The sequence below is a fragment of the Streptomyces sp. NPDC051909 genome, from assembly GCF_040681095.1.
In the GTDB taxonomy this organism is placed as follows: domain Bacteria; phylum Actinomycetota; class Actinomycetes; order Streptomycetales; family Streptomycetaceae; genus Streptomyces.
Map to the genome: position 1 here is coordinate 105,734 of NZ_JBFAYA010000018.1, position 26,691 is coordinate 132,424.

The following is a 26,691-nucleotide window of genomic DNA, read 5'->3' on the forward strand; positions in this document are numbered from 1 at the left end:
CCCGGCCCGTCCGCCGCCCTCACTCCAGGTGCCACAGGTCCGCCTCCGTGTCGATGTCGTACGGCTCGGCCACATCCGAACAGTCCACCAGCGTGATCGCATCCCGGTGCGCCGCCAGATAGTCCCGCGCGCCGCGGTCCCCGACCGCCCCGGCCGCGATCCCCGCCCAGCGGTCCGCGCCGAACAGCACCGGATGCCCCCGCTTCCCGTCGTACGAGGCCGCCGCCAGCGCGTCCCGCCCGCCGTACGCACCCCGCACCCGGGCCACCGCCGCCGCACCGATCCCGGGCTGGTCCACCAGCGACACCAGCGCCGCGTCCACCCGCACCGGCGCCGCCCGCAGCGAGCCCAGCCCCACCCGCAGCGACGACCCCATGCCCTCCGCCCAGTCCGGGTTGTCCACCAGGACACAGCCCGGCAGCTCGGCCTCCGCCCGCACCCGTTCGGCCGCCGCCCCGAGCACCACGTGCACCACCTGGCAGCCGCCCTCGCGCAGCACCCGCACCGCGTTCTCCACCAGGGGACGGCCGCGATGCGGAAGCAGTGCCTTCGGCCGGCCGCCGAGCCGGCGTCCGCCGCCGGCGGCCAGCAGCAGCCCGGCGACCAGGGGTTCCCGTGTCTCATGCGTCATGGGGACTGCATACCGCATCGGGCCCCGCCACACGGACGCCTGAAATCGCGTCATGCCGCTGGCGCGCCGGGCGCGCGGAGGTGTTGACTGGCCCGCGACCCCCGGCGCCTGACCACCGCTCGACGGGTCGGTCGGCAGTACAGAGGCGTGCGAGGGGGAGCATGGTGCGGAGCGTGGGGCAGAGGCGAGTGACCGGGCGAGTGACCGCGGACGGCGTGGATCCGAGAGTGGCCGGACTGCGCGCCGCCGTGTCCCGGCTCCGGCGCGAACTCGCCGGGCACCGCAGGGAGTTCGCCGACCGGGGGATCGCCGAGGACGAACTCGCCGCACTCGACGCGATGGCCGCGGGCGGCGCCCCCGAGGTGTGGCGGCTGCGCCGCTCCCTGCTCCTCGTGGCCGGCGCCCTCGGCTCGGTCAGCGCGCTCGCCGACGCGCTCGCGGGTGTCCGCCGAGCCGTCGACCTCTTCGGCCCGCCTGCCGTGCCCCCGGCCCGCGACGGGCAGCACCCGGACGCCTGACCGGCCCGGTCCGTGAGGCGGGACGCCGCAGGGTGTCCTGAGACCTGGGACCTTCGGGTACCCCGGAGGGGTTTGTCCGGCTCTGCCGGTACGCCGGAACGCCGCCAGACTGGAGGAGACCAGGGCCTGGGGCCTGTCCGACGGAAGGGCGGTGGCGAGCGTGGCGGGAGTCCGCGACACCCCTCCGCACGGGCCCGCCCGGCCCGGCGGTCCGGCCGCGTCCGGCGCCCTGGAGGCCCCGCCCGGCGCTCTGTCTGCGCTCGGCGAGCCGGAGGTCCTGCCCGGCGGACCGTCTGTCCCCGGCGAGCCGCCGGCGCCCGCCGCTCCCTCGGTCGTGCCCGGTGTCCCGGGACTGCCCGGCGAGCACTTCGCGCCCGGCGCCCCGGAAGCCCTGCCCGGCGGTCCGCCTGCGCTCGGCGCCCCGGCGGCTCTGCCCGCCGCCCCGGAGACCCCGCCCGGCGTCGACCCGCTGGGCGACCCGTTCCTGCGGACCCGTTTCGTCCCGCCGGCGATCCCCGGGACCTTCCTGCGGCGCCCGCGCCTCGCCGAGCACCTCGGCCGGGCGACGGACGCCCCGCACACCCCGCTCACCGTGGTCGAGGGCTGCGCCGGTGCGGGCAAGACCCTCCTGGTCGCGGACTGGGCCGCCCGCCTCGACCGCCCGCCCGCCTGGCTCACCCTCGACCCGGCGATCCAGGGCCCCGGCATGTTCTGGGCGCACTTCCTCCAGGCCCTGCGCGCCGCCGGGACGCCGGTCGGCGCCGAGGCCGGACCGCCCACCCGGCCCGGCCGGGTCGACCCCACGCTGCCGTCCCGGCTCGCCGCGGAGCTGGCCGGCCTCGACCGGCCGGTGACGATGATCATCGACGAGTTCGACCGGATGACCTCCCCCGAGACCGCCCGGCAGCTGGAGTTCGTGCTGCACCACGGCGGCCCGGGACTGCGCCTCGTCCTGGTCACCCGTACCGAACCGCTGCTCCCGCTGCACCGCTACCGGGTGGCCGGCCAGGTCACCGAGATCCGGGACGCCGACCTGGCCTTCACCACCGAGGAGGCCGTCACGCTGCTCGGGCTGCACGGGCTCGACCTGACCGCCGCGGCGGCCGGAGCGCTGGTGGAGCGCACCCGCGGCTGGGCGGCGGGCCTGCGGCTGAGCGCCCTGGCCGCCCGGCTGAGCCCGGACCCGGAGCTCTACCTCAAGGAGTTCGAGGCGGACCGGGGCACCATCGCCGACTTCCTGCTCGCCGAAGTGCTCGAACGGCAGCCGCTTCCCACCCAGGACCTGCTGCTGCGCGTCAGCGTCCTGGACCGCTTCCAGCCGGAGCTCGCCGACGCCCTGACCGGCCGCCGCGACGCCGCGCCGATCCTGGCCAGACTGCTTCGCGACAACGCGTTCGTGGAGGACTTCGACCACGGCTGGTACGCGCTCCACCCGCTGTTCCGGGAGATCCTCCGGGCCCATCTGCGCCGGCGCTCACCCGGTCTGGAGCGGCAACTGCACCGGCGGGCGGCCCGCTGGCTGCGCGGTTCCGGCGCGCTGCCGGAGACCCTGGCCCAGGGAGCCGCCGCCGGGGACTGGACCTTCGCCACCGGCGCCCTGGTCGACGACCTGGCTCTCGGGCAGCTCTTCTCCGGCCCCCGCGCGGACGAGCTGGAGGCGCTGTTCGCCGGTCTCGACGCACGGACCCCCGGCCCGGCCGCGGACCTCGTGCGCGCCGCGCGCGCCCTGACCCGCCACGACCTGGACCGCGGCCTCGCCCACCTCCACGGCGCCGAGGAACAGCTGCCCCCCGACGCGGGTGACACGGCGGCGGCCCGGCTCGGCTGGGCCCTGCTCACGACCCTCGCAGGCCGGCTCGCCGGCTCCGCGCACACGGCGGAACGGGCCGCCGAGACCGCCGCCGACCTCCTGCCGGCGGTGCCCGCCCCGCTCCTGGAGGAGCACCCCGAGTTCCTGGCCCTGCTGCAGACCCATCTCGGCTCGTCCCTGCTCTGGGCCGGCCGCTTCGACGAGGCGCGGGCCGCCCTCACCGCCGTGACCGCGGGGCCCGTCGTCGCCGCCACGGCGCTGCCGCTGCGGGACTCCCTGGAGCACCTGGCGCTCATCGACTACCTCGACGGCCGGCCGGGCCGGGCGGAGCGCAGGATCCGCGCGGCGACGGCCGCGGCGGAACGCTGCGGTGCCCCCGTCCCGCCCGGCACCGGTCTCGGCCGGCTCGTCCTCGCCGCGGTCGCCGTGGAGCGCGGCGAGACGGCCCGGGCCGAGGCCCTGCTCAGGCGGCCGCCCGACGCCCCGCCGGCCGATCCGGTGACGGCCGCGGGCCGCCGCCTCGCCACCACCGGGCTGCTGCTCGCCCAGGGGCACACCCGCGCCGCCCTCACCGCAGCGGCACGGGAGATCCCGGCCGCCGAGGACTCCCCTTGGGACCGGGACCACGCCGCCCTCGCCGTGTCGGCCGCCCGACTGGCCGAAGGCGACCCGCGGGCCGCCGCCGAGGCCCTGCGCGCGGCTGACGACGGCCGGCCGCTGTGCCGGGTCGCCGCCGCCTCGGCGCATCTCGCGGCCGGCGACGCCGCCACCGCCCTCCACATCCTCGACGGTCTGCCCGGCGCCGAGCACACCGGCCCGGTGGTGTCCGTGCGCGCCGCGCTGGTACGCGCCCGGGCCGCGCGACTGAAGGGCGACCTCACCGCCGTACACCGACTGCTCGGCCGGGCCCTCAGGGAGGCCGGACCGGAGGAACTGCGCCGCCCCTTCCTGGAGGCCGGGCCCTGGCTCGCCCCGTTCCTGGCCACGCCGTCCCTGCGGCCGCTCGCCGCGGGCTGGCTCGCCCCCGCGCCTGCACCCACATCAGCACACACATCAGCACCCGCACTCGGACCCGCACCCGGACCCGAACCCGGTCCGCTCACCGAGCCGCTGAGCGCCCGCGAGCGCGACGTGCTGCACCGGCTCGCCCGCACGATGTCCACCGAGGAGATCGCCGCCGACCTGTACGTCTCCGTCAACACGGTCAAGACCCACCTCAAGAGCGTGTACCGGAAGCTGGCGGTGCACCGGCGCAACGAAGCGGTGCGTCGCGCCCGCGACCTCGGTCTCCTCTGAGGTCCCCCCCCCGCCGGTCCGGCGCCTCACCCGCGGCGGGTGAGGCGCCGGACCGGCCCGTCGGGTGTCATGACAGCGTGGGGGCGCCCGACCCGGGTGGACACGGTGAGGTGGACACGGTGAGACAGTGGCGCGCACTGATCGTCCTGGGCACGGCCCAGTTCCTGATGGTCCTGGACACCTCGGTCATGAACGTGTCCATCAGCCAGCTGGTCGAGGACTTCGACACCGAGGTGACCGCCATCCAGGCCGTCATCACCCTCTACGCCCTGGTCATGGCCGCCTTCATGATCATCGGCGGCCGGATCGGGGACATCCTGGGCCGCCGCCGCGTCTTCCTGATCGGCATGGGCGTGTACGGCGTGGGCTCGGCCCTGACCGCCGTCGCGCCCACCCTCTGGGTCCTGGCCCTCGGCTGGTCGGTCATCGAGGGGCTCGGCGCCGCGCTGGTGCTGCCCTCCATGGCGGCCCTGGTCGCCGAGTCGTACCGGGGGAGGGACCGCTCCGTCGCGTACGGCGTCATCGGCGGCCTCGCCGGTGCCGGGATCGCGGTGGGGCCGCTGCTCGGCGGCTGGGTGACCACGTACCTGACCTGGCGGCTGGTCTTCGCCGGCGAGGTCGTCGTCGTCCTCGCCGTCCTGCTCTTCCGGCGGGCGGTCGAGGAGCACCCCGCCCCGGGGCGCCGCCCCCGCCTGGACGTCGTCGGCGCCGTGCTGTCGGCGGCCGGCCTGGCCCTCGGCGTGCTCGGGGTGCTGCAGAGCACCACCTGGGGATGGGTGGCGCCGCGCGATCCGCCCTTCACGGTGTTCGGCTTCGCCCCCACCCTGTTCGTGGTGGCGGCCGGGGTGGCGCTGCTCGCCCTGTTCCGTGCCTGGGAGCGACGGCGGGAGGAGGGCGGAGGCGACCCCCTGGTCCACCTCGCCCTGTTCCGCAGGCCCGTGCTGCGCTCCGGCCTGATGACCCTGCTGAGCCAGAACCTGATCCTGCTCGGACTGTTCTTCACCATCCCGCTGTATCTGCAGGTGGTGCAGGGCTTCGACGCCTTCGAGACCGGACTGCGGCTGCTGCCGGTCTCCGTGACCATGCTCCTCGCCTCCCTGGGCGGGGCCCGGCTCGGACGCCGGGCGGGACCGCGCCGGGTCGTGCGGGTGGCCCTGGTGCTGCTGACGGGGGCCATCGCCTGGCTGCTCGCCACCATCGACCCGGTCATCGACGGCGCCCAGTTCTTCGGGGCCATGGCACTCCTCGGCCTGGGCATGGGGATGCTGGCCTCGCAGCTGGGCAACGTCGTCCAGTCCAGCGCGGGGGAGGAGGAGCGCAGCGAGGTCGGGGGCCTGCAGTTCACGGCGCAGAACCTGGGATCGGCGCTCGGCACGGCCCTGATCGGCTCGATCCTCATCGGTGCCCTGGTCCAGGCGTTCACCACGGAGGTCGAGGAGGACCCGCGCCTGTCCGAGCAGGCCCGGCAGCAGACGAGCATCGCCCTGGAGTCCGGGGTCAGCTTCGTCCCGACCGACCAGGTCCGCAGCGCCGCCGAGCAGGCCGGGCTGCCGCCGCGCGAGGTGGACGCCGTCACGGAGTCGTACGCCACCGCCCAGCTGAACGGTCTGAAGGCGGCCATCCTCGCGGCCGGCGGCATCACCCTGGCGAGCTTCCTCGTGACCCGCGGACTCCCCGCCGGGAGCCGGACCACGGCCCAGGGCCAGGGCCCGGGCCACGGCCAGGGGCGCGGCCCGGGCGGGGACCCACGAGTCACCCCTCAGGGGTGAGGCGGACGGCCCTCCCCACGGCGCACGATCGCCGTATGCAGTACGAGATCCGCGTCGACGGACACATGTCGGAGCCGTTGATCAGCGCGTTCCCCGAACTGGAGCACGTGGTGATCTCGCACGAGTCGGTGCTGTACGGCCCCGTCCTGGACGAGGCGCACCTCTACGGACTGCTGGCCCGCTTCCAGTCGCTCGGACTGCACGTGGTGGAACTGCGCCGCCTGCCCGAGTGACGGGAATCGATTCGGAACGGAGCAAGAGATGGGCACGTATCTCGCCTACGACTATCCGCTGCTTGGCGCCTTCTGGACCATGCTGTGGCTCTTCCTGTGGATCCTGTGGTTCATCCTGCTCTTCCGGATCATCGTCGACATCTTCCGCGACGACGACATGGGCGGCTGGGGCAAGGCCGGCTGGCTGGCGTTCGTGATCCTGCTGCCCTTCCTGGGCGTGCTCGTGTACGTCATCGCCCGCGGCAAGTCCATGGGCGGCCGGGAGATCAAGCATGCCCGCGCGCAGCAGAAGGCGTTCGACGACTACGTCCGTGAGACCGCCTCCGGCGGTGGCGGCGGTCGCAGCCACGCCGACGAGCTCGCCAGGCTCTCCGAACTCCGGACCCGTGGCGACATCACCGAAGAGGAGTTCCGCCGGGCCAAGGCGCTGGTCCTGGGCGACGACGCCCCGTCGGGGTCCGCGTCCACGACCGCGGCAGACACCGGCGCCACCCCCCGTGGCTGAGGTCACGGGAGGACGGAAAGGAGAACCGAGATGGCCACCGCACACGCCTCCACCCACACGTCCCGGAAGAGTTCGGCCACCTACGCCTGGGCCGAGGGGCTGACGGCCTTCGCCGCCGTCATGCTCGGCCTGGCCGGGCTGCTCGCCATCTTCCGCGGCATCATGGCGATCGCCGAGGACGAGGTCTTCGTCACCACGCCCAACTACGTCTTCCAGTTCGACCTGACCGGGTGGGGCTGGGTCCATCTCGGGCTCGGCATCGTCGCCGTGCTCGTGAGCGCCGGACTGTTCATGACCCAGACCTGGGCACGCGTCCTCGGCGTGGCCATCGCCGGGCTGGTCATCATCGCCAACTTCCTCTCGCTGCCGTACTACCCGGTGTGGTCCGTCATCATGATCGCGATGTCCGGATTCGTCATCTGGGCCCTGTGCGTCAGCCGCAAGGACGACACCGGCGCCGCCTCCGGCGGGAGGACGTCGTGAACGACCTGAAGTTCGAGCAGAAGCGTTCCCTGAGCCACCAGGAGGCGGCGGACCTGCTGGCCTCGCTCGCCAAGGCGTTCAAGAAGGGCGAGGAGGCCGAGCTGGCCTTCGGCGGGGGAACGCTGAGCCTCAAGGTCCCCGAGGGGTTCCGCACCGAGGTGGAGGTCGAGGTCGACGGCGACGAGATCGAGATGGAGCTGGAGCTGAAATGGCGTACCGGCGGCGAACCCGCCGCCACCGCGCCCCCGCCCGCCGAACCGAAGGCCAAGGCCGCCGAGCCGGACAAGCCGGCGAAGCCGGCCGCGTCGGCCACCACGTCGGCCAAGCCCAAGGACAAGGCCCCGAAGCCGCCCAAGGACAAGGCCCCGAAGCCGAAGGGAAAGTCCGCCAGACCGAAGAGCACGTCCGCGAAACCGAAGGGCAAGCGCGCCAAGCGCCGCGCGAAGCGCGCCCGTGCCAAGCGGTGACCCCGCAGGTCCACGAGCCCGCAGGTCCACGAGCCCGCGGGCCCACGGCCCGGCGGCCGGTCCGAGCGCCTCAGCGCCGGATCAGCCGCCGGGCCGTCGCCGTCGCCACCGCCGCCGTGCGCGAGTCCACGCCCAGCTTGGCGAAGATGTGCACCAGATGGGACTTCACCGTCGCCTGGCTCAGGAACAGCGCCTTGCTGATCTGCTGGTTCGACAGACCCTCGCCGACCAGCTGGAGCACCTCCAGCTCGCGCCGGGTCAGCGCCTCCGCCGGGGTGCGCATCCGGTCCATCAGACGGTGCGCCACCGCCGGGGCGAGCGCGGACTGGCCGGCCGCCGCCGTCCGGACCGCCGCCGCCAGCTCCTCCGGCGGCGCGTCCTTCAGGAGATAGCCCGAGGCCCCCGCCTCCACCGCCGCCAGGATGTCCGCGTCCGAGTCGTACGTGGTCAGCACCAGGACCCGCGGCCCGCCCGGTACGGCGGTGATCGCCGCCGTCGCCTCCGAACCGTGCATCCCCGCGCCGAACTGCAGGTCCATCAGGACCACGTCCACACCCCCGGCGGCGGCCAGCTCCACCGCCCGCTCGGCGGTCGCCGCCTCCGCGACCACGGTGAAGTCGGGCTCCGTGTCGAGGACGGCGCGCAGCCCCGCCCGTACCACCGGGTGGTCGTCGGCGAGCAGCAGGCGGACGGTCATACGTCGGCTCCAGTGGGTCCGGTCGGGAGGGGGAGGGACACGGCCACGGCGGTGCCCTGGCCGGGGGCGGACTCGACGGTGAAGGACCCGCCGAGCGACTCCGCCCGCGAGCGCATGGCCGGCAGCCCGAAGCCGCCGTCCGCGGAGGACGACGGGCGCACCACCGCGCCCGGGTCGAACCCCTTGCCGTCGTCCACCACGTCCAGGGTCACCGAACCGCCCATGAAGGACAGCGTGATCCCGGCCCGCGAGGCGGAGGCGTGCCGGACCGTGTTCGCGAGCGCCGACTGCGCGATCCGCAGCAGCGCCACCTCGTACGGCGTGGGCAGTTCCACCGGAGTGCCGCTCACCGAGAACCGCACCCGGGGACCGTCCGGACCGGCCGTCCCGCACAGCCGCTCCAGGGCCCCGGCCAGCGAACCGTGCTCCAGATCGGGCGGGGCGAGCGCGCGGACGAACCGGCGCGCCTCCGCCAGATTGTCCTGTGCCGCCCGCCGCGCCGCCTCGATGTGCCCGGCGGCCGGCGAGCCCTCCGGCAGCGCCCGCTCGGCGGCCCGCAGCAGCAGCTGGATCGAGGACAGACCCTGGGCCAGGGTGTCGTGGATCTCCCGGGCGAGCCGCTCCCGCTCGGCGAGCGTGCCCGCGTGCCGCTCGGCCGCCGCGAGCTCGGCCCGGGTGGCGATCAGCTCCTCGACCATCCGCCGGCGCCGCTCGCTCTCCCGGTACAGCGCCTGATAGCCGAGCACCGTCGCCACCGCGACCGCCGCGCCGAGCAGCGGCCCGATGAAGACGCCAGGGTTGAGCGCGGCGCCGTGCCGCACGTACGACAGGATCGCGGCGCCCGCCGTCAGCCCGACGGCCGGCAGCGACCAGCGCACCGGCAGCAGGTGCAGCTGCAGGAAGTACAGCGGGAAGGCGATCCACAGCCCCTCGGGCGTCACCCAGAGCAGCACCAGCCACGCCAGGCACAGCGTGCCCAGCCACACCGCGGCCGCCCGCTGCGACTCCCGCACGGCGGGCAGGAACGAGCCCGCCGCGTACACGACCCCGGTGACGACCGAGGCCGCCACACCGGCGGTGGTGTGCGAGCGCAGCGCGGCGAGCACGAGCAGGCCCGCCATCAACAGGTGGAGGCAGAGCCGCAGGGCGCGGAGGGCGGGGGTGAGGTGACGCGGATCCATGACCCGTCCAGCGTAGGCGGCCCCGGAGGCCGGTCCGGACAATCCGGACTCAACCGAAAGTTTGATTACGGAGCCATCCGTGGCGCGATGCCCGGGGGCGCGTCCGCCGAGCAGTCTGGGTCCCATGTTCGTGGCATGGAGAGACCTGAGATTCGCCAAGGGGCGTTTCACCCTGATGGGCACCGTGATCGTGCTGATCACGCTGCTCGTCGGACTTCTTTCGGGACTGACCGCCGGGCTCGCACGCGAGAACATCTCGGCGATCACCGGCCTTCCGGCGGATCGGCTGGCCTTCGCCGCCCCGCCCGCCGGCCAGTCGGTCTCCTTCACCAATTCGACCGTCACCGAGTCCCAGTGGCGCGACTGGGCCGCCCGTCCCGGCGTCGACAGCGCGCGGCCGCTCGGCATCCGCACCCTCAACGCGGCGGCCGGCGACCGCACCGCCGCCCTGTCCGCCTTCGGTACGGAGCCGGGCTCGGGCCTCGCGCCGGAGACCGGCGCCGGGGCGGGGCTCGGCCCGGGCCGGGTGATCCTGTCCGAGTCGGCGGCCGAGGAGCTGGGCGTCGGGGCGGGGGACGCGGTGCGTCTCGGCACCCTGGACGCCATCGTCGCGGCGGTCGCCGGGGACGCCTCGTACAGCCACACCCCCGTCGTCTGGACCTCCCTCGACGACTGGCAGAAGCTCGGTAGGGCCGGCGCGGGGACGGAGGAGCAGGCCACGGTGGTCGCGCTCAGCGGCTCCGGCGTGGACTGGGCGGCCGGGGACAAGACCCTCGGCACGGCGTCGAAGACCGTCGACGGGGCCCTGACCGCCATAGGGTCCTACCAGGCCGAGAACGGCTCGCTCCAGCTCATGCGCGGCTTCCTGTTCGTCATCTCCGCGCTGGTCATAGGAGCCTTCTTCACCGTCTGGACCATCCAGCGCAGCGCCGACGTGGCCGTCCTCAAGGCGCTCGGCGCCTCCACCCCGTACCTCCTGAAGGACGCCCTCGGGCAGGCCCTGGTCATGCTCACCGCCGGCACCCTGCTCGGCACCGGGCTCGCCACCGGCATCGGCGCCCTGATCTCCGGCGGCGACGTGCCCTTCGTGCTCCAGCCGCTGACCGTGCTCGGCCCGGCCGCCGTGATGATCGTGCTCGGCGCGCTCGGCGCGGCCCTGTCCATCCGGCGGATCACCGCCGTCGACCCCCTGACCGCCCTCGGGAGTGCCCGATGAGCCTGCTGCTCGCAGACGTGACCCTGACCTACCCCGACGGCGACGGCCGGCTCACCGCCCTCGACGCGGTCTCCCTCGACGTGCCCGCCGGCCGGCTGACCGCCGTCGTCGGCCCCTCCGGCTCCGGCAAGTCCAGCCTGCTCGCCGTGGCCGCGACCCTGGTCACCCCGGACAGCGGCCGGGTCGTCGTGGCCGGCACCGAGACCGGCCCGCTCAGCCCGGCGGCCCGCGCCGAGCTGCGCCGCGACCGCATCGGCATCGTCTTCCAGCAGCCCAACCTGCTGCCCTCGCTCACCGCGCTCGAACAGCTCCAGGTCATGGGGCACCTCTCGGGCCGCACGAGCCGGGCGGTACGGGACCGGGCGGCCGGGCTGCTCGACGCGGTGGGCCTCGCCGACCAGGCGCACCGGCGCCCGCACCAGCTCTCCGGCGGCCAGCGCCAGCGCGTCAACATCGCCCGGGCCCTGATGAACGAGCCCTCCGTGCTCCTGGTCGACGAGCCGACCAGCGCCCTGGACCACGAGCGGGGCGCGGCCGTCATGGAACTGCTCGCCGGACTGACCGCCGAGCGCGGCACGGCCACGGTGCTCGTCACCCACGACCGGACGCACCTGGGGCGGGCGGACCGGGTGGTGACGGTGCAGGACGGGCGGCTGACGGAGGAGAAGGCGGCGCCCGCGGCCGTCTGACCGAGCCGCGGTACGCGAAGGGCGCCCGGAGCATCCATGCTCCGGGCGCCCTTCCTCGCGTCGTGCAGGCCTAGGCCTGGCCGTTGCCCGCCGTGTTCGCCAGCGCCGCCGACAGCTCCTGGGCCACCTGCTGGAGGATCGGGACGATCTTCTCGGTGGCGGCCTCGGTGACCCGGCCCGCCGGGCCCGAGATGGAGATGGCCGCCGCGGTGGGGGAGTCGGGCACCGGCACCGCGAGGCAGCGGACCCCTATCTCCTGCTCGTTGTCGTCGACCGCGTATCCCGTCTCGCGGACCGCCGCCAGTGCCTCCAGGAAGCCCTCGGGCGTGGTGATGGTCTTCTCGGTGGCGGCGGGCATGCCGGTACGGGCGAGGAGCGCGCGCACCTCGTCGGCCGGGGTGTCGGCGAGCAGCGCCTTGCCCACGCCGGTGGAGTGCGGCAGCACCCGGCGGCCGACCTCGGTGAACATGCGCATGGAGTGCTTGGAGGGCACCTGGGCGACGTAGACGATCTCGTCGCCGTCGAGCAGCGCCATGTTCGCCGTCTCGCCGGTCTCCTCCACGAGCCGCGCCAGGTACGGGCGCGCCCAGGTGCCGAGCAGCCGGGAGGCGGACTCGCCGAGCCGGATCAGACGCGGGCCCAGGGCGTACCGGCGGTTGGGCTGCTGGCGGACGTAGCCGCAGGCGACCAGGGTGCGCATGAGCCGGTGGATGGTGGGCAGCGGCAGGCCGCTGCTGGCGGAGAGCTCGCTCAGCCCGACCTCGCCGCCGGCGTCGGCCATCCGCTCCAGGAGATCGAAGGCACGCTCGAGGGACTGGACGCCACCGCTCGCGGCGGCGGGCTTCGCGGCGTCGGTGGTGCTGGCGCTGGACGTCGGCACGGCAACGGTCCTTTCGGGGCAGGCGGGCAAGGCAGCAGCCTACCGGGCCGTCGATCCGGGCACACGGCCCAGGTCTCGGCGTCCGGGCCGGTCAGGGGGGTGTTTGTCCCATGTCGGCGGCTGCCTCGCGGGCTCCTGGTCCGCCCCGCATGTGCGGAGCTACGTTCTACTGTACGAAATTCCCATTCCACTTCATGGAAACATCCAATCAGCCCTCGCGTGGGCGGGTCGCGCCGGGCGATCCTGGAGACGTGCTCTTGACGGCATGTCGTCACGCACGCAAACTCCTTCAACAGTTCGTTGAATTTCTGCTTCGCGGAAGAAGAAGGGGTACGGGTGGACGTCAACCTGGTCCTGCGCTCGACGCGTGTCATCACTCCGGAGGGGACGCGTGCCGCGTCGATCGCCGTCTCGGGCGGGACGATCGCGGCCGTGTGGCCGTACGACGCCGAGGTCCCGGCCGGCGCCCGTCTGGAGGACGTCGGCCACGACGTGATCCTGCCCGGTCTGGTCGACACCCACGTCCACGTCAACGACCCCGGCCGCACCGAGTGGGAGGGGTTCTGGACCGCGACGCGTGCCGCGGCGGCCGGTGGCATCACCACCCTCCTCGACATGCCGCTCAACTCCCTGCCGCCGACCACGACGGTCGAACACCTGCGGATCAAGCAGGAGGTCGCCGCGCCCAAGGCCCATGTCGACACCGGTTTCTGGGGCGGCGCGCTGCCGGACAACGTCAAGGACCTGCGCCCGCTGCACGACGCCGGGGTCTTCGGCTTCAAGTGCTTCCTGTCCCCGTCGGGCGTGGACGAGTTCCCGCAGCTCGACCAGGAGCAGCTCGCCGCCTCCCTCGCGGAGATCGCCGGGTTCGGCGGGCTGATGATCGTCCACGCCGAGGACCCCCACGAGCTGGACGCCGCTCCTCAGAAGGCGGGCCCCGCGTACGCGGACTTCCTCGCCTCCCGTCCGCGGGTCGCGGAGAACACCGCGATCGAGAACCTGATCAACCAGGCCCGCCGGCTCGCCGCCCGTGTCCACGTCCTGCACCTGTCGTCCTCGGACGCGCTGCCGCTGATCGCCGCCGCGAAGGCGGAGGGCGTGAGGATCACCGTCGAGTCGTGTCCGCACTTCCTCACCCTGACCGCCGAGGAGATCCCCGACGGCGCGACCGAGTTCAAGTGCTGCCCGCCCATCCGTGAGGCGGTCAACCAGGACGCGCTGTGGGAGGGCCTGGCGGACGGGACGATCGACTGCATCGTCTCCGACCACTCGCCCTCCACCGCCGATCTGAAGACCGGGGACTTCGCGTCCGCGTGGGGCGGGATCTCCTCGCTCCAGCTCGGACTGCCCGCGATCTGGACCGAGGCCCGCCGCCGCGGCCACGACCTCACCGACCTCGCCCGCTGGATGTCCACCAACCCGGCCCGCCTCGCCGGCCTGGAGCGGAAGGGCGCCATCGAGGCGGGCCGGGACGCCGACTTCGCCGTGCTCGAACCCGACGCCGCCTTCACCGTCGACCCGGCCGAACTCCAGCACCGCAACCGCGTCACCGCCTACGCCGGCAAGACCCTCCACGGCGTCGTCACCTCCACCTGGCTGCGCGGCGAGCGCATCAACGACCACGGCTCCCTCACCGAGCCCACCGGCCGTCTCCTCGAAAGGAACAACTGACGTGACCGTCATACCCGGCTTCACCGGAGACGCGAGCCCCTACGGGGGCGGTGACCCCTACGCCGACTACCGCACGGCCGACTTCCCCTTCACGCAGTACGCCGACCTCGCCGACCGGCGCCTCGGAGCCGGTGTCATCGCCGCCAACGACGAGTTCTTCGCCGAGCGTGAGAACCTGCTCAAGCCCGAGGCCGCCGAGTTCGACCCCGAGCACTTCGGCCACAAGGGCAAGATCATGGACGGCTGGGAGACCCGCCGGCGCCGTGGCGTCTCCGCCGAGCGGCCGCACCCCACCGAGGACGACCACGACTGGGCGCTCGTGCGCCTCGGCGCCCCCGGCGTCATCCGCGGCATCGTCGTCGACACCGCCCACTTCCGCGGCAACTACCCGCAGGCCGTGTCCGTCGAGGCCGCCTCCGTCGCCGGCTCGCCCTCGCCCGACGACCTGCTCGCCGACGACGTCAAGTGGACGACCCTCGTGCCGCGCACCGCCATCGGCGGCCACGCCGCCAACGGCTTCGCCGTCGCCGTCGAGCAGCGCTTCACCCACCTCCGCGTCAACCAGCACCCCGACGGCGGCATCGCCCGCCTCCGGGTGTACGGCGAGGTCGCTCCCGACCCGGCCTGGCTCGGCGTGCTCGGCACCTTCGACCTCGCGGCCCTGGAGAACGGCGGCCAGGTCGAGGACGCCTCCGACCGCTTCTACTCCCCGGCCACGAACACCATCCAGCCCGGCCGTTCCCGCAAGATGGACGACGGCTGGGAGACCCGCCGCCGCCGCGACAAGGGCAACGACTGGATCCGCTACAGCCTCGCCGCCGAGGCCGAGATCCGCGCCGTCGAGATCGACACCGCGTACCTCAAGGGCAACAGCGCGGGCTGGGCCGCGCTCTCCGTCGCCGCCGAAGGCTCCGACGACTGGACCGAGATCCTGCCCCGGACCCGCCTCCAGCCCGACACCAACCACCGCTTCGTCCTCGACACACCGGCTGTCGGCTCCCGGGTCCGGATCGACATCTACCCCGACGGCGGCATCTCCCGCCTCCGTCTCTTCGGCTCGCTCACCGAGGCGGGCACGGCGCGCCTGACCGCCCGCCACCAGGAGTTGGGCGGGTAGCCCTGCCCCGGTTTTCTCGGGCTCGGTTCTCCTCCGGGCGCTTTGAGCCGGGCTCACGACCCCGACCGTGCTCGCCTCCCTCGTTCCTCGGGAGACTCCGCGCGCTCGGGGTCGTTCCCCCGGCGCGCCCTTCGGCTCACTCGCCATGGGTTCGCCGGGGGCTGTCCGGGGCGGCCTCAGGCCGCGTGGCCGCCGTCCACCGAGAACTCGGCGCCCGTCGCGTACCGCGCCCCCGGCCCCGCCAGGAACGCGACCATCGCCGCGACCTCGTCGGCCGTGCCGAAACGGCCCAGGGCCGTCATCTGCGCCTGGCCCGCCGCGAACGGACCGTCCGCCGGGTTCATGTCGGTGTCCGTCGGACCCGGGTGGACGATGTTCGCGGTGATGCCGCGGCCGCCCAGCTCGCGCGCCAGCGCCTTCGTCAGGCCGACGAGGGCCGCCTTGCTCGTCGCGTACAGCGTGCCGCCCGGTCCCGGCACCCGCTGCGTCATACAGGTGCCGATCGTGATGATCCGGCCGCCGTCCGTCATCCGCGCGGCCGCCGCCTGCGAGGCCAGGAAGGTCGCGCGGACGTTCACCGCGAGGACCCGGTCCACCTCGGCGAGCGTCAGCGACTCCAGGGGGCCGAGCACCCCGACGCCCACATTGTTCACCAGGACGTCCAGCCGGCCCAGCGCGTCCGCCGCCCACTCCACCGCCCCCGCCGCGTCCCCGGCGTCGGCCGCGTCCGCGCGCAGCGGCAGCGCCTTGCCGCCCGCCGCCTCGATCCGGGCCGCGACCGCGCGTGCCCGCTCCTCCTCTCGTACGTACGTGAAGGCGACGTGCGCGCCCTCCTCGGCCAGCCGGACGGCCGTCGCCGCGCCGATGCCCCGGCTGCCGCCGGTGACCAGGACCGCCTTGCCGCTCAACGTGGACATCTCGAACTCCTCGTGACTCGGTTGACTCGGTGTCGTACCGCTTGTCGTTGCGAGTTCAATCAAAGGCGGGGCGAGAGGGCGGTGCTGGCGGGAATCGGACGCCGAGCCGAAGGGGGCGGCCAGGGCGGCCGACAGGGAAAGGTGTAGCCACCACCGGCCGCCCGCCGGTACGGTGATCACCCCCCCGTGTGCGAGCCGCCGAAGTCTCCACCGCACCCCCTGAGTTCGGAGACCCGATGTCGTCGCTCGCCGCCCCGCTGCCCCTCGGCGCCCCGCGCCGCGCCTGGCTCACCGACCTGCCCGTCCTGCTCGTCGCCGTGGTCTGGGGCGCCAGCTACCTCGCGGCCAAGGGCATCACCACCACCCACACCGTGCTCGCCGTCCTTGTCCTGCGCTTCGCGGTGGTGCTGCCGGTCCTGGTGGTCGCGGGCCGGCGCAGGCTGCGGGCGCTGAACGGCGCGCAGTGGCGCGGGGCCGCCGTCCTCGGCCTGATCCTCGCCGGGATCTTCGTCCTGGAGACGTACGGAGTCGTCCACACCTCCGCCACCAACGCGGGCCTGATCATCAGCCTCACCATGATCCTCACGCCGCTCGCCGAGGCCGCCGTCACCCGCACCCGACCGCCCCGCGCCTTCCTGGCGGCCGCCGGGCTCTCGGTGGCGGGCGTGATCCTGCTGACCCAGGGCGGGGGCTTCACCGCGCCCAGCCCCGGCGACCTGCTGATGCTGCTCGCGGCCCTCGCCCGTACCGTGCACGTGCTCGCGATGTCCCGGATCAAGGCCGTCCAGAGCGCCGACTCGCTGTCCCTCACCACCATTCAGCTCGGGTCCGCCGTCGCCGTCTTCGCGATCCTGGCCGCCGCGCCCGGCACCGGCGCCTCGCCGTGGGCGGCGGCCGCGGACTTCGGGCCGGGGGAGTGGGCCGGCCTGCTCTTCCTCTCCGTCTTCTGCACCCTCTTCGCCTTCTTCGTGCAGATGTGGGCCGTCCGCCGCACCTCGCCGTCCCGGGTCAGCCTGCTGCTCGGCACCGAACCCCTCTGGGCCGCGGCCGCCGGCATCGCGCTCGCGGGCGACCGGCCGGGCGTGGTGGGCCTGGTGGGCGCGGTCCTCGTCCTGGCCGGAACCGCCTGGGGGCGCCGGGCCGCGGACGTCAGCTCCTGACCCGGTCCGACATCACCATCAGCGCGAAGCCGAGCGCCGCGATCACGATGTTCGCGAACAGCGCGTGGTCCGCCAGGAACCACACGCTGTCGGTCAGGAAGCGGGTCACCCCCATCAGCCGGAACCAGCCGTCGGTCAGCTCGCGGATCACCCCGCAGATGCCGAAGACCGTCAACAGAAGACCCGTGACCTCCAGAAACCTCTTCATGTCCCGAGCGTGATCCACCGGCGGTCCGGCCCGCGTCGGCCGTCGGTATCGGACCCGGGTCCTCCCGTATGCCCTTCCGTACGACCGAAGTCCCGGGTCGCGCGACTTTGGTATCGGGCGGCGGCTTCCGTGCCGCGACCCGGCCCCCACCTGCGTACATTTCCGGTATGACACGCACGGCCCACCCGGAGCGGCACACCTGGCTGCTCCCCTCCCACCTGGTCCAGGCCGCCCGCGACGGCCGGGACCGGCCGGCGGGGGCGCGGCCGCGGCGCACCGTGCGGGACTGGGTCGTCGACACCGTCCTGTTCCTGCTCGCCGCGTTCGTCGGAGTGCTCGCCGCCGAGACCAGCGCCCAGTACAACAGCGAGGCCGTCGCCCTCGCCGACCAGGTCGTCGGCGGACTCGCCTGCGTCGCGATCTGGCTGCGCCGCCGCTGGCCGGTCGGGCTCGCCGTCACGCTGTGCCTGGTCAGCGTCGTCGCGCCGACCGCGGGCGGCGCGCTCCTCGCGAGCCTGTTCAGCGTCGCCGTACGCCGCCCGTTCCGGCAGGTCGCCTGGATCGGGCTGCTCGCCATGGCCGCCTCCACCGCGCAGGTCTTCGCGCGCCCCGACCCCGGCACCGCCACCCTGCTCAACATCGGCGTCGGCGTCGTCCTGGTGCTGCTCGTCACCGCCTGGGGCATGCTGGTGCGCTCCCGCCGCCAGCTCGTCGAGGCGCTGCGCGACCGTGCCGTACGGGCCGAGGCCGAGGCCGAACTGCGCGCCCGGCAGGCTCAGCAGCTGGCCCGCGAGGCCATCGCCCGCGAGATGCACGACGTGCTCGCGCACCGCCTCACCCTGCTCAGCGTGCACGCCGGCGCCCTGGAGTTCCGGCCCGACGCCCCGCCCGAGCAGGTCGCCCGGGCCGCCGGCGTCATCCGGGACAGCGCCCACGAGGCCCTGCAGGACCTGCGCGAGATCATCGGCGTGCTCCGCTCCCCGGGCGAGGGCGCCGAGGACCGGCCGCAGCCCACCCTCGCCACCCTCGGCACCCTGGTCGACGAGGTCCGCGAGGCCGGTATGAAGGTCGTCCTCGACTCCACCGTCACCGACCCGGACCGGGTGCCCACCGCCACCGGCCGCACCGTCTACCGGATCGCCCAGGAAGCCCTGACCAACGCCCGCAAGCACGCCCCCGGCGCCCAGGTCACCCTCACCCTGCGCGGACGCCCCGGCGACGGACTGACCGTCGAGGTCCGCAACCCCGCCCCCGCCGGACCCGTCCCACCCGTGCCCGGCTCCGGACAGGGCCTCATCGGCCTCACCGAACGCGCCACCCTCGCCGGTGGCCGGATGGAACACGGACCGGCCCCCGACGGCGGCTTCGCGCTGCGTGCCTGGCTACCGTGGCCCGCATGACCTCCACTCCACCGCCCGCCCGGCCGCCCGGGCAGCCGTCCGACCCGACGCCGGTCCGCCTGCTCGTCGTCGACGACGACCCGCTCGTCCGGGCCGGCCTCGCCCTCATGCTCGGCGGCGCCGAGGACGTCGAGATCGTCGGCGAGGCCGCCGACGGTGCCGAGGTGCCCGCACTCGTCGACCGGCTCGCGCCCGACGTCGTCCTCATGGACATCCGCATGCCCGGCGTCGACGGCCTCACCGCCACCGAGCGGCTGCGCGCCCGGCCCGGTGCGCCCGAGGTCGTCGTGCTCACCACCTTCCACGCCGACGAGCAGGTGCTGCGCGCCCTGCGGGCCGGCGCCGCCGGGTTCCTCCTCAAGGACACCCCGCCCGCCGAGATCGTCGCCGCCGTCCGCCGGGTCGCCGCCGGCGACCCCGTCCTCTCCCCGGCCGTCACCCGCCGGCTGATGAGCCATGTCGCCGAGCGGGCCCCGGCCCCGGCCCCGGCCCAGGAGACCCCGGACGCTCCCGCCGCCCCGCGTTCGCCGTCCCGCCGCACCCTCGCCCGCGAGCGCCTCGCCGGACTCGCCGAACGCGAGCGTGAGGTCGCCGTCTGCGTCGGCCGGGGCCGCTCCAACGCCGACATCGCCCGCGAGCTGTACCTGAGCGTGCCCACCGTCAAGACCCACGTCTCACGGATTCTGGCCAAACTCGGCCTCAACAACCGTGTCCAGATCGCGCTGTTGGTCCACGACGCCGGACTGCTGGACCTCCCCGACGGCGAGGACTCCGCATAGCCTGACCCGATGTCGGTCACCGATCTGCGGCAGTACGGCGTGGACTTCACCGCGAACCCGTACCCCTACTACGCGAAGCTCCGCGCCTCCGGCCCGGTCCACGAGATCCTCACCCCCGAGGGCGTACCCGCCTGGCTGGTCGTCGGCTACGGCGAGGCCCGCGCCGCCCTCGCCGACCAGAGATTCATCAAGGACCCCTCCGTCGTCATGGACTTCGTGCCGCTGGAGTTCGAGGTCATCGGCCCCAACCTGCTCGGCATCGACCCGCCCGACCACACGCGGCTGCGCAAGCTCGTCGCGGGCGAGTTCACCGGCCGCCGGGTGGAGGCGCTGCGCCCCCGGATCCAGCAGCTCACCGACGAACTCCTCGACGCCATGGCCCCGGCCGGCCGCGCCGACCTCGTCGACTCCTTCGCCTTCCCGCTGCCCATCACCGTCATCTGCGAACTCCTCGGCGTCCCCGCCGCCGACCGCGACTCCTTCCGCGCCTGGTCGAACGAACTCGTCGCCCCCACCGGCGCGATGAGCGAACGCGAGGCCGTCGAGGGCTTCGGCGGCTACCTCGACGAACTCATCGAGGACAAGCGCGCCGCGGGCCCCCGGGACGACCTGCTCTCCGCCCTCATCGCCACCCGGGCCGAGGACGGCGACCGGCTCTCGCTGCCCGAACTTCGCGCCCTCGCCTATCTGTTGCTCATCGCGGGCCACGAGACCACGGTGAACCTCATCGCCGGCACGGTCCGACTGCTGCTCACCCACCCCGAACAGCTGGCCGCGCTGCGCGCCGACCCCGGACTCGTCGACGCGGCGATCGAGGAGGGCCTGCGTTTCGACGGACCGGTCGAGGCCGCCACGTACCGCTTCACCGGCGAGGACGTGGAGATCGGCGGGACCGTCATCCCCGCCGGCTCCGTGGTCCTCGTCGGCCTCGCCGCCGCCGACCGCGACGCCGACCGCTTCCCGGACCCCGACCGCTTCGACGTCCACCGCGACCCGCGCGGCCACCTCGCCTTCGGCCACGGCATCCACTACTGCCTGGGCGCCCCGCTGGCCCGTCTGGAGGGCAAGATCGCCATCCGGTCACTTCTGGAGCGCTTCCCGCGGCTGGAACTCGCCCCCGACGCGGGCGCGTTGGAGTGGCTGCCGGGTCTGCTGATCCGCGGCACCCGCCGCCTCCCGGTCGTATGGTGACCCCCATGACCTCCATGCCCGCCGAACTCGACACCGACCTCGCCCGCAAGGTCCTCGACGCCCAGCCCTTCAGCCGTCTCCTCGGCGCCCGGATCACCGCCTTCGGCGACGGTGCGGCGACGCTGGAGCTCGACATCCGCGACGAGCACCGCCAGCAGAACGGTTACGTGCACGGCGGCGTGCTCTCGTACGCGGCCGACAACGCGCTCACCTTCGCGGCGGGCGCGGCCCTCGGCCCCGCGGTGCTGACCGCCGGCTTCTCCATCCAGTACGTGCGCCCGGCCGTCGGCGCGGTGCTGCGGGCCCGCGCGACCGTGGTGCACGCCGGGCGCCGGCAGGCGGTGGTGCGGTGCGACGTGTTCTGCGTGGACACGGAGGACACGGAGACCCTGTGCGCGGTCGCCCAGGGGACCGTACTGAACTCCGCCTGACGCCCGCTCAGAACACCGGGATCTCCGCCAGGCCCACCGGCCGGTGCTCACGGCGGGACAGCTCGCAGGCCTCGGCGACCCGCAGGGCCTCCAGCGCCTCCTGCCCGTCGCACGGGTTGTCCCGCTCGCCGCGCACCAGGCGTACGAAGGCGTCCAGCTCCGCCTCGTACGCCGGGGCGAACCGCTCCAGGAAGCCCGGCCAGGGCTTGCCGGGCGGCGGCGGGCCCATCGGCTCGACCGACTCCAGCGGGGTGCGCTCGTCCAGGCCCACGGCGAGCTGTGCCGACTCCCCGGCCAGCTCCATCCGTACGTCGTAACCGGCGCCGTTGCAGCGGGTCGCGGTCGCCGTCACCAGCGTGCCGTCGTCCAGGGTGAGCAGCGCCGCCGCCGTGTCCACGTCGTCCGCCTCGCGGAACATCGCGGGCCCGGCGTCCGAGCCCCGCGCGTACACCTCCACGACCTCCCGGCCGGTCACCCAGCGCACGATGTCGAAGTCGTGCACCATGCAGTCCCGGAACAGACCGCCGGACAGCGGCAGATACGCGGCGGGCGGCGGGGCCGGGTCGGAGGACACGGTCCGTACGGTGTGCAGCCGGCCGAGCCGCCCCCCGGCGACGGCCTCCCGGGCCGCCCCGTACCCGGCGTCGAAGCGCCGCATGAAGCCCAGCTGCAGCTCGGTCCCGGCCTCCGCGACGGCCCGCAGCGCCCCGAGCGTCCCGGTCATCCCCAGCGCGATCGGCTTCTCGCAGAACGCCGGAAGCCCGGCCGCCGCGGCCCGCCCGATCAGCTCCGCGTGCGCCGCCGTCGCCGAGGCGATCACCACCGCGTCGAGCGCGTGATGCCCGAACAGCGCCTCGACGTCCGGTGCCGCCTCCGCCCCGAGCGCCCCGGCCACCCGCGCGGCCCGCGCCGCGTCGGCGTCCGCGAGGACGAGACCGTCGACCTCCGGATGCCGTGCGAGCACCCCCGCGTGAAAACCGCCGATCCGTCCCGTCCCGACCAGTCCGATCCGCATGGCCCCAAGGTCGTGCGGATCACGGCGGGTGTCAAGGAACGGTCGGGACAACCGGACCTGCGCGCCCCTTCGCGTTCGGATTGCTCATCCGTGGGTAGGCCGTCTGTTTCGGATCAGGTGCGGATCAGGCCCCGCTGGAGATCGGCGCGACCCCCATGACCGATACTGCAATGCACGCAGAAGGACACAAAGGAGGGCACGGTCTCGTGACCAGGGTTCGCACAGGAGGGGTACGCGCGGCCGTCGGCGCCGTGCTCGCGGTGGCGCTGACCGCCGCGCTCGCCGGATGCAGCAGCACCGGCGGCAAGCGCGCGGAGGACGCCCGCAAGGCGGCCGCGGCCCAGGGCAGGGCGGCCGTGGACACCCCCCGCTGGACCTTCGCCATGGTCACCCACTCGGGCGACGGCGACACCTTCTGGGACATCGTCCAGAACGGCGCCAAGCAGGCCGCCGTCAAGGACAACATCAACTTCCTCTACGCCCACAGCGACGAGGCGCAGCAGCAGGCCCAGCTCATCGACTCGTACGTGGCGAAGAAGGTCGACGGCATCATCGTCACCCTCGCCAAGCCCGACGCGATGAAGGCCTCCGTCGAGAAGGCCGTGAAGGCCGGCATCCCGGTGATCACGGTGAACTCCGGCGCCGACCAGTCCAAGGCCTTCGGCGCCCTCACCCACATCGGCCAGGACGAGACCGTGGCCGGCGAGGCGGTCGGCGACGAGCTCGACAAGCGCGGCCGCAAGAAGGCCCTGTGCGTCCTGCACGAGCAGGGCAACGTCGGGCACGAGCAGCGCTGCGCCGGCGCCAAGAAGACCTTCGGCGGCGAGCTGCAGAACCTGTACGTGGACGGCACCAACATGCCCGACGTACAGGCCTCCATCCTCGCCAAGCTCCAGTCCGACCCGTCCATCGACGCCGTCGTGACCCTCGGCGCGCCGTTCGCGGACGCCGCCGTGCAGGCGAAGAAGAGCGCCGGCAGCAAGGCCGAGGTCGACACCTTCGACCTCAACGCCAAGGTCGCGACCGCCCTGGAGGCCGACACCCTCGGCTTCGCCGTCGACCAGCAGCCCTACCTCCAGGGCTACGAGGCCGTCGACCTGCTCTGGCTCCACCGGTACAACGCGGACGTCCTCGGCGGCGGCAAGCCGGTGCTCACCGGCCCGCAGATCATCACCAGGGACCAGGCCGGCGCGCTGAAGGAGTACACGGAGCGGGGCACCCGATGAGCGCCGCCTCCCCGCCCTCGGACGGCCTCGACCACGTCGACGAACGCCTGCTCCGCACCTCCCCGCTGAAGAAGCTGCTCGCCCGGCCCGAGCTGGGCTCGATGGTCGGCGCGATCGCCGTCTTCGCCTTCTTCTCGATCGTCGCCGACAGCTTCCTGCGCCCCTCCAGCCTCGGCACGGTGCTGTACGCGGCCTCCACCATCGGCATCATGGCCGTGCCGGTCGCGCTGCTCATGATCGGCGGCGAGTTCGACCTGTCGGCGGGCGTCATGGTCTCCAGCTCGGCACTGATCTCCTCGATGGTCAGCTACCAGATGACCGCGAACGTCTGGGTCGGCGTCGGCGTCTCGCTGCTCGTCACCCTCGCCATCGGTGTGTTCAACGGCTTCATGCTGACCCGCACCCGACTGCCGAGCTTCATCATCACCCTCGGCACCTTCCTGATGCTGACCGGTCTGAACCTCGGCTTCACCAAGCTCATCAGCGGCACCGTCTCCACCAAGTCGATCGCCGACATGGAGGGCTTCCCCTCCGCCCGCAAGCTCTTCGCCTCCACCTGGACGGTCGGCGGGGTCGAGCTCAAGGTCACCATCCTGTGGTGGTTCGTGCTCGTCGCCGTCGCCACCTGGATCCTGCTGCGCACCCGGTTCGGCAACTGGATCTTCGCGGTCGGCGGCGGCGCCGACGCCGCCCGCGCGGTCGGCGTCCCGGTCTACAAGACCAAGATCGGCCTGTACATGGGCGTGGCCTTCTGCGCCTGGATCTCCGGCCAGCACCTGCTGTTCTCGTTCGACGTCGTCCAGTCCGGCGAGGGCGTCGGCAACGAGCTGATCTACATCATCGCGGCCGTCATCGGCGGCTGTCTGATCACCGGCGGCTACGGCTCCGCCATCGGCTCGGCGGTCGGCGCCTTCATCTTCGGCATGACCGGCAAGGGCATCGTCTACGCCGAGTGGAACCCGGACTGGTTCAAGTTCTTCCTGGGCGCGATGCTCCTTCTGGCGACCCTCCTGAACGCCTGGATCCGCAAGCGAGTGGAGGCCACCAAGTGACCAGCGAGACCATCGCGCGTGCCGCGGCCCCGCTCGTCGAGCTCGACGACGTCAGCAAGTACTACGGCAACATCCGCGCCCTCGAAGGGGTCTCCCTGGAGGTGAACGCGGGGGAGATCTCCTGCGTCCTCGGCGACAACGGCGCCGGCAAGTCCACCCTCATCAAGATCGTCGCCGGGCTCCACCGGCACGACGCCGGCACCTTCCGCATCGAGGGCGAGGAGGTCACCCTCGCCAACCCGCGCGACGCCCTGGACCGCGGCATCGCCACCGTCTACCAGGACCTCGCCGTGGTCCCCCTGATGCCCGTCTGGCGCAACTTCTTCCTCGGCTCCGAGCCCACCCTCGGCAAGGGCCCGTTCAAGCGCCTCGACGTCGCGACGATGCGGGAGACCACCCGTACGGCGCTGCTGCGCATGGGCATCGACCTGCGCGACGTCGACCAGCCCATCGGCACCCTCTCCGGCGGCGAGCGCCAGTGCGTGGCCATCGCCCGCGCCGTGCACTTCGGGGCCAAGGTCCTCGTCCTCGACGAACCGACCGCCGCCCTCGGCGTCAAGCAGTCCGGGGTCGTCCTGAAGTATGTGGCGGCCGCACGTGACCAGGGCCTCGGCGTGGTCCTCATCACCCACAACCCGCACCACGCCTATCTCGTCGGCGACCGATTCGTCCTCCTCAAGCGCGGCGTCATGGCCGGCAGCCACACCAAGGACTCCATCACCCTGGACGAGTTGACCCGCCAGATGGCCGGCGGCAGCGAGCTGGAGGACCTGCGCCACGAACTGGAGCGTCCGTCCGGTTCGTGACGCGGGCCTCACACCCCACCTGGCAGAATCGACCCGATGAGTACCTACCGTGACCTCACGCTCCCCCGAGCTCTTCGAGCAGGGGGGACCCCCAGTGGCTCGGCTCGCGGCACGGTCCTGCGGACCGTCGGCACCCGGGAGCGGCGCTCGCATCTGACCGCGCCCCGCGTGCCGACCGTCGGCATCGACATCGGCGGTACGAAGGTGATGGCCGGGGTGGTCGACGCCGACGGCAACATCCTGGAGAAGGTCCGCACCGAGACCCCCGACAAGTCCAAGAGCCCCAAGGTCGTCGAGGACACCATCGTCGAACTGGTCCTCGACCTCTCCGACCGGCACGACGTGCACGCCGTCGGCATCGGCGCCGCCGGCTGGGTCGACGCCGACCGGGCCCGGGTGCTCTTCGCCCCCCACCTCGCCTGGCGCAACGAGCCCCTCAGGGACGCCCTCCAGGACCGGCTCGCCGTCCCCGTCATGGTCGACAACGACGCCAACACCGCCGCCTGGGCCGAGTGGCGCTTCGGCGCCGGACGCGGCGAGGACCACCTCGTCATGATCACCCTCGGCACCGGCATCGGCGGCGCCATCCTGGAGGACGGCCAGGTCAAGCGCGGCAAGTACGGGGTGGCCGGCGAGTTCGGCCACATGCAGGTCGTCCCCGGCGGCCACCGCTGCCCCTGCGGCAACCGCGGCTGCTGGGAGCAGTACAGCTCCGGCAACGCGCTGGTCCGCGAGGCCCGCGAGCTCGCCGCCGCCGACTCCCCGGTCGCCCACGAGATCATCGAGCGGGTCAAGGGCAACGTCCCCGACATCACCGGCCCGCTCATCACCGAGCTCGCCCGCGAGGGCGACGCCATGTGCGTCGAGCTGCTCCAGGACATCGGCCAGTGGCTCGGCGTCGGCCTGGCCAACCTGGCCGCCGCGCTCGACCCCTCCTGCTTCGTCATCGGCGGCGGCGTCTCCGCCGCCGACGACCTGCTCATCGGCCCCGCCCGGGACGCCTTCCGGCGCCACCTCACCGGCCGCGGCTACCGTCCCGAGGCGCGGATCGCCCGCGCCCAGCTCGGCCCCGAGGCCGGCATGGTCGGCGCCGCCGACCTCGCCCGGCTCGTCGCCCGCCGCTTCCGCCGCGCCAACCGCCGACGGGTCGAGCGCTACGAGCGGTACGGCCGCTACGCGCAGGTGCTGCGCGGCGCGACCACCGACCGCGGCACCCGCCCCACCCAGGACCCCCAGTCATGACCCTGCCCCACCCGACCGTGCCGCCCGAGCACTCCGAGCGCGCGCCCGAGGCGCCCGAGAGCCGGATTCCCGAAGGGCGGCTCCCCGAGGACCGCGGCCAC

The 26,691-nt window shown here is 73.7% G+C and carries 27 protein-coding genes; 20 read left to right on the top strand and 7 right to left on the bottom strand.

The genetic code is table 11. The features are described from left to right. Positions 1 to 19: 19 nt before the first annotated feature. Positions 20 to 631 (bottom strand): nucleotidyltransferase family protein, encoded by a 612-nt coding sequence (locus AB0M18_RS26560; RefSeq protein ID WP_365762207.1) that lies wholly within the window; start codon positions 629 to 631, stop codon positions 20 to 22. 161 nt (positions 632 to 792) lie between these two features. On the opposite strand from AB0M18_RS26560, the gene AB0M18_RS26565 reads away from it, so the two are divergent. From AB0M18_RS26565 to AB0M18_RS26595, 7 genes are all read left to right on the top strand, one after another. Then, on the top strand, positions 793 to 1,149 hold the full coding sequence (locus AB0M18_RS26565; RefSeq protein ID WP_365762209.1) for a DUF5955 family protein: 357 nt from the start codon (positions 793 to 795) through the stop codon (positions 1,147 to 1,149). A gap of 430 nt (positions 1,150 to 1,579) precedes the next feature. Next, positions 1,580 to 4,255 carry a LuxR C-terminal-related transcriptional regulator gene (locus AB0M18_RS26570; RefSeq protein ID WP_365762293.1) on the top strand — a complete coding sequence of 892 codons (2,676 nt, stop codon included), beginning with the start codon at positions 1,580 to 1,582 and terminating at the stop codon, positions 4,253 to 4,255. A gap of 119 nt (positions 4,256 to 4,374) precedes the next feature. Then, on the top strand, positions 4,375 to 6,024 hold the full coding sequence (locus tag AB0M18_RS26575) for an MFS transporter (protein ID WP_365762211.1): 1,650 nt from the start codon (positions 4,375 to 4,377) through the stop codon (positions 6,022 to 6,024). 35 nt (positions 6,025 to 6,059) lie between these two features. Then, positions 6,060 to 6,257, top strand: coding sequence for a hypothetical protein (locus AB0M18_RS26580; protein WP_265867800.1), 198 nt, complete (start codon positions 6,060 to 6,062; stop codon positions 6,255 to 6,257). A 28-nt stretch (positions 6,258 to 6,285) separates the two neighbouring features. Further along, positions 6,286 to 6,762, top strand: a complete 477-nt coding sequence (locus AB0M18_RS26585) for an SHOCT domain-containing protein (protein WP_365762213.1) — start codon at positions 6,286 to 6,288, stop codon at positions 6,760 to 6,762. Between the two features lie 30 nt (positions 6,763 to 6,792). Then, the gene (locus AB0M18_RS26590; protein ID WP_365762215.1) at positions 6,793 to 7,245 is read left to right on the top strand and encodes a hypothetical protein; all 453 of its coding nucleotides are present in this window, start codon (positions 6,793 to 6,795) and stop codon (positions 7,243 to 7,245) included. After that, entirely contained in the window at positions 7,242 to 7,712 is a 471-nt protein-coding gene (locus AB0M18_RS26595; RefSeq protein WP_365762217.1) for an amphi-Trp domain-containing protein, read from the top strand. Before AB0M18_RS26590 ends, AB0M18_RS26595 begins: the two co-directional genes overlap by 4 nt. Before the next feature lie 70 nt (positions 7,713 to 7,782). Here the strand turns inward: AB0M18_RS26595 and AB0M18_RS26600 are convergent, their stop codons facing one another. Further along, positions 7,783 to 8,409 (bottom strand): response regulator transcription factor, encoded by a 627-nt coding sequence (locus AB0M18_RS26600; RefSeq protein ID WP_365762219.1) that lies wholly within the window; start codon positions 8,407 to 8,409, stop codon positions 7,783 to 7,785. Further along, a complete protein-coding gene (locus AB0M18_RS26605; protein WP_365762221.1) occupies positions 8,406 to 9,590 on the bottom strand; it encodes a sensor histidine kinase in 1,185 nt (394 codons plus the stop codon). Before AB0M18_RS26605 ends, AB0M18_RS26600 begins: the two co-directional genes overlap by 4 nt. A 124-nt stretch (positions 9,591 to 9,714) precedes the next feature. Between AB0M18_RS26605 and AB0M18_RS26610 the strand changes: the two genes are divergently transcribed. After that, entirely contained in the window at positions 9,715 to 10,806 is a 1,092-nt protein-coding gene (locus tag AB0M18_RS26610) for an ABC transporter permease (protein ID WP_365762223.1), read from the top strand. Then, entirely contained in the window at positions 10,803 to 11,495 is a 693-nt protein-coding gene (locus AB0M18_RS26615) for an ABC transporter ATP-binding protein (protein ID WP_365762225.1), read from the top strand. Before AB0M18_RS26610 ends, AB0M18_RS26615 begins: the two co-directional genes overlap by 4 nt. Positions 11,496 to 11,565: 70 nt before the next feature. Here AB0M18_RS26615 and AB0M18_RS26620 read toward each other — a convergent pair whose 3' ends face one another. Then, a complete protein-coding gene (locus AB0M18_RS26620; protein WP_365762227.1) occupies positions 11,566 to 12,375 on the bottom strand; it encodes an IclR family transcriptional regulator in 810 nt (269 codons plus the stop codon). 336 nt (positions 12,376 to 12,711) lie between these two features. Between AB0M18_RS26620 and allB the strand changes: the two genes are divergently transcribed. Then, positions 12,712 to 14,046, top strand: coding sequence for an allantoinase AllB (gene allB / locus AB0M18_RS26625; RefSeq protein WP_365762230.1), 1,335 nt, complete (start codon positions 12,712 to 12,714; stop codon positions 14,044 to 14,046). A gap of 1 nt (position 14,047) precedes the next feature. Further along, positions 14,048 to 15,163, top strand: a complete 1,116-nt coding sequence (gene alc / locus AB0M18_RS26630; protein WP_365762232.1) for an allantoicase — start codon at positions 14,048 to 14,050, stop codon at positions 15,161 to 15,163. A 176-nt stretch (positions 15,164 to 15,339) separates the two neighbouring features. On the opposite strand, the gene AB0M18_RS26635 is transcribed toward alc, so the two are convergent. Then, positions 15,340 to 16,080, bottom strand: a complete 741-nt coding sequence (locus AB0M18_RS26635; protein ID WP_365762234.1) for an SDR family oxidoreductase — start codon at positions 16,078 to 16,080, stop codon at positions 15,340 to 15,342. A 236-nt stretch (positions 16,081 to 16,316) separates the two neighbouring features. Here AB0M18_RS26635 and AB0M18_RS26640 point away from each other — a divergent pair, with 236 nt between their 5' ends. Further along, a complete protein-coding gene (locus AB0M18_RS26640; RefSeq protein ID WP_365762237.1) occupies positions 16,317 to 17,240 on the top strand; it encodes a DMT family transporter in 924 nt (307 codons plus the stop codon). On the opposite strand, the gene AB0M18_RS26645 is transcribed toward AB0M18_RS26640, so the two are convergent. Continuing rightward, entirely contained in the window at positions 17,230 to 17,448 is a 219-nt protein-coding gene (locus tag AB0M18_RS26645; RefSeq protein ID WP_365762239.1) for a hypothetical protein, read from the bottom strand. The genes AB0M18_RS26640 and AB0M18_RS26645 overlap by 11 nt on opposite strands. 167 nt (positions 17,449 to 17,615) lie before the next feature. Between AB0M18_RS26645 and AB0M18_RS26650 the strand changes: the two genes are divergently transcribed. From AB0M18_RS26650 to AB0M18_RS26665, 4 genes are read left to right on the top strand one after another with little or no spacing between them, the layout of a single operon-like run. Beyond that, positions 17,616 to 18,848 carry a histidine kinase gene (locus tag AB0M18_RS26650; RefSeq protein WP_365762241.1) on the top strand — a complete coding sequence of 411 codons (1,233 nt, stop codon included), beginning with the start codon at positions 17,616 to 17,618 and terminating at the stop codon, positions 18,846 to 18,848. After that, the gene (locus tag AB0M18_RS26655; protein WP_365762243.1) at positions 18,845 to 19,627 is read left to right on the top strand and encodes a response regulator transcription factor; all 783 of its coding nucleotides are present in this window, start codon (positions 18,845 to 18,847) and stop codon (positions 19,625 to 19,627) included. The genes AB0M18_RS26650 and AB0M18_RS26655 overlap by 4 nt, the downstream gene beginning before the upstream one ends. A 9-nt stretch (positions 19,628 to 19,636) precedes the next feature. Further along, positions 19,637 to 20,818, top strand: a complete 1,182-nt coding sequence (locus tag AB0M18_RS26660; RefSeq protein WP_365762245.1) for a cytochrome P450 — start codon at positions 19,637 to 19,639, stop codon at positions 20,816 to 20,818. Positions 20,819 to 20,823: 5 nt separating this feature from the next. Further along, the gene (locus AB0M18_RS26665; RefSeq protein ID WP_365762248.1) at positions 20,824 to 21,249 is read left to right on the top strand and encodes a PaaI family thioesterase; all 426 of its coding nucleotides are present in this window, start codon (positions 20,824 to 20,826) and stop codon (positions 21,247 to 21,249) included. 7 nt (positions 21,250 to 21,256) lie between these two features. On the opposite strand, the gene AB0M18_RS26670 is transcribed toward AB0M18_RS26665, so the two are convergent. Beyond that, positions 21,257 to 22,264 (bottom strand): Gfo/Idh/MocA family oxidoreductase, encoded by a 1,008-nt coding sequence (locus AB0M18_RS26670; RefSeq protein WP_365762250.1) that lies wholly within the window; start codon positions 22,262 to 22,264, stop codon positions 21,257 to 21,259. A 206-nt stretch (positions 22,265 to 22,470) separates the two neighbouring features. Here AB0M18_RS26670 and AB0M18_RS26675 point away from each other — a divergent pair, with 206 nt between their 5' ends. Genes AB0M18_RS26675 through AB0M18_RS26690 form a run of 4 tightly spaced genes read left to right on the top strand, consistent with a single transcriptional unit; the run spans position 22,471 to position 26,590 of the window. Next, entirely contained in the window at positions 22,471 to 23,490 is a 1,020-nt protein-coding gene (locus tag AB0M18_RS26675) for a sugar ABC transporter substrate-binding protein (protein ID WP_365762252.1), read from the top strand. Further along, the gene (locus AB0M18_RS26680; protein WP_365762254.1) at positions 23,487 to 24,542 is read left to right on the top strand and encodes an ABC transporter permease; all 1,056 of its coding nucleotides are present in this window, start codon (positions 23,487 to 23,489) and stop codon (positions 24,540 to 24,542) included. Before AB0M18_RS26675 ends, AB0M18_RS26680 begins: the two co-directional genes overlap by 4 nt. After that, entirely contained in the window at positions 24,539 to 25,348 is an 810-nt protein-coding gene (locus AB0M18_RS26685) for an ATP-binding cassette domain-containing protein (protein WP_365762256.1), read from the top strand. Before AB0M18_RS26680 ends, AB0M18_RS26685 begins: the two co-directional genes overlap by 4 nt. Positions 25,349 to 25,384: 36 nt before the next feature. Continuing rightward, a complete protein-coding gene (locus AB0M18_RS26690; RefSeq protein ID WP_365762258.1) occupies positions 25,385 to 26,590 on the top strand; it encodes an ROK family glucokinase in 1,206 nt (401 codons plus the stop codon). Positions 26,591 to 26,691 lie beyond the last annotated feature (101 nt).

Coding starts and splice junctions, on each gene's coding strand:
- AB0M18_RS26635 (WP_365762234.1), bottom strand. CDS start 16,080: ATGTCCACGTTGAGCGGCAAGGCGGTCCTGGTCACCGGCGGCAGCCGG.
- AB0M18_RS26590 (WP_365762215.1), top strand. CDS start 6,793: ATGGCCACCGCACACGCCTCCACCCACACGTCCCGGAAGAGTTCGGCC.
- AB0M18_RS26610 (WP_365762223.1), top strand. CDS start 9,715: ATGTTCGTGGCATGGAGAGACCTGAGATTCGCCAAGGGGCGTTTCACC.
- AB0M18_RS26670 (WP_365762250.1), bottom strand. CDS start 22,264: ATGCGGATCGGACTGGTCGGGACGGGACGGATCGGCGGTTTTCACGCG.
- AB0M18_RS26690 (WP_365762258.1), top strand. CDS start 25,385: ATGAGTACCTACCGTGACCTCACGCTCCCCCGAGCTCTTCGAGCAGGG.
- AB0M18_RS26645 (WP_365762239.1), bottom strand. CDS start 17,448: ATGAAGAGGTTTCTGGAGGTCACGGGTCTTCTGTTGACGGTCTTCGGC.
- AB0M18_RS26665 (WP_365762248.1), top strand. CDS start 20,824: ATGACCTCCATGCCCGCCGAACTCGACACCGACCTCGCCCGCAAGGTC.
- AB0M18_RS26660 (WP_365762245.1), top strand. CDS start 19,637: ATGTCGGTCACCGATCTGCGGCAGTACGGCGTGGACTTCACCGCGAAC.
- AB0M18_RS26585 (WP_365762213.1), top strand. CDS start 6,286: ATGGGCACGTATCTCGCCTACGACTATCCGCTGCTTGGCGCCTTCTGG.
- AB0M18_RS26560 (WP_365762207.1), bottom strand. CDS start 631: ATGACGCATGAGACACGGGAACCCCTGGTCGCCGGGCTGCTGCTGGCC.
- AB0M18_RS26600 (WP_365762219.1), bottom strand. CDS start 8,409: ATGACCGTCCGCCTGCTGCTCGCCGACGACCACCCGGTGGTACGGGCG.
- AB0M18_RS26640 (WP_365762237.1), top strand. CDS start 16,317: ATGTCGTCGCTCGCCGCCCCGCTGCCCCTCGGCGCCCCGCGCCGCGCC.
- AB0M18_RS26580 (WP_265867800.1), top strand. CDS start 6,060: ATGCAGTACGAGATCCGCGTCGACGGACACATGTCGGAGCCGTTGATC.
- AB0M18_RS26615 (WP_365762225.1), top strand. CDS start 10,803: ATGAGCCTGCTGCTCGCAGACGTGACCCTGACCTACCCCGACGGCGAC.
- AB0M18_RS26680 (WP_365762254.1), top strand. CDS start 23,487: ATGAGCGCCGCCTCCCCGCCCTCGGACGGCCTCGACCACGTCGACGAA.
- AB0M18_RS26655 (WP_365762243.1), top strand. CDS start 18,845: ATGACCTCCACTCCACCGCCCGCCCGGCCGCCCGGGCAGCCGTCCGAC.
- AB0M18_RS26605 (WP_365762221.1), bottom strand. CDS start 9,590: ATGGATCCGCGTCACCTCACCCCCGCCCTCCGCGCCCTGCGGCTCTGC.
- AB0M18_RS26565 (WP_365762209.1), top strand. CDS start 793: ATGGTGCGGAGCGTGGGGCAGAGGCGAGTGACCGGGCGAGTGACCGCG.
- AB0M18_RS26650 (WP_365762241.1), top strand. CDS start 17,616: ATGACACGCACGGCCCACCCGGAGCGGCACACCTGGCTGCTCCCCTCC.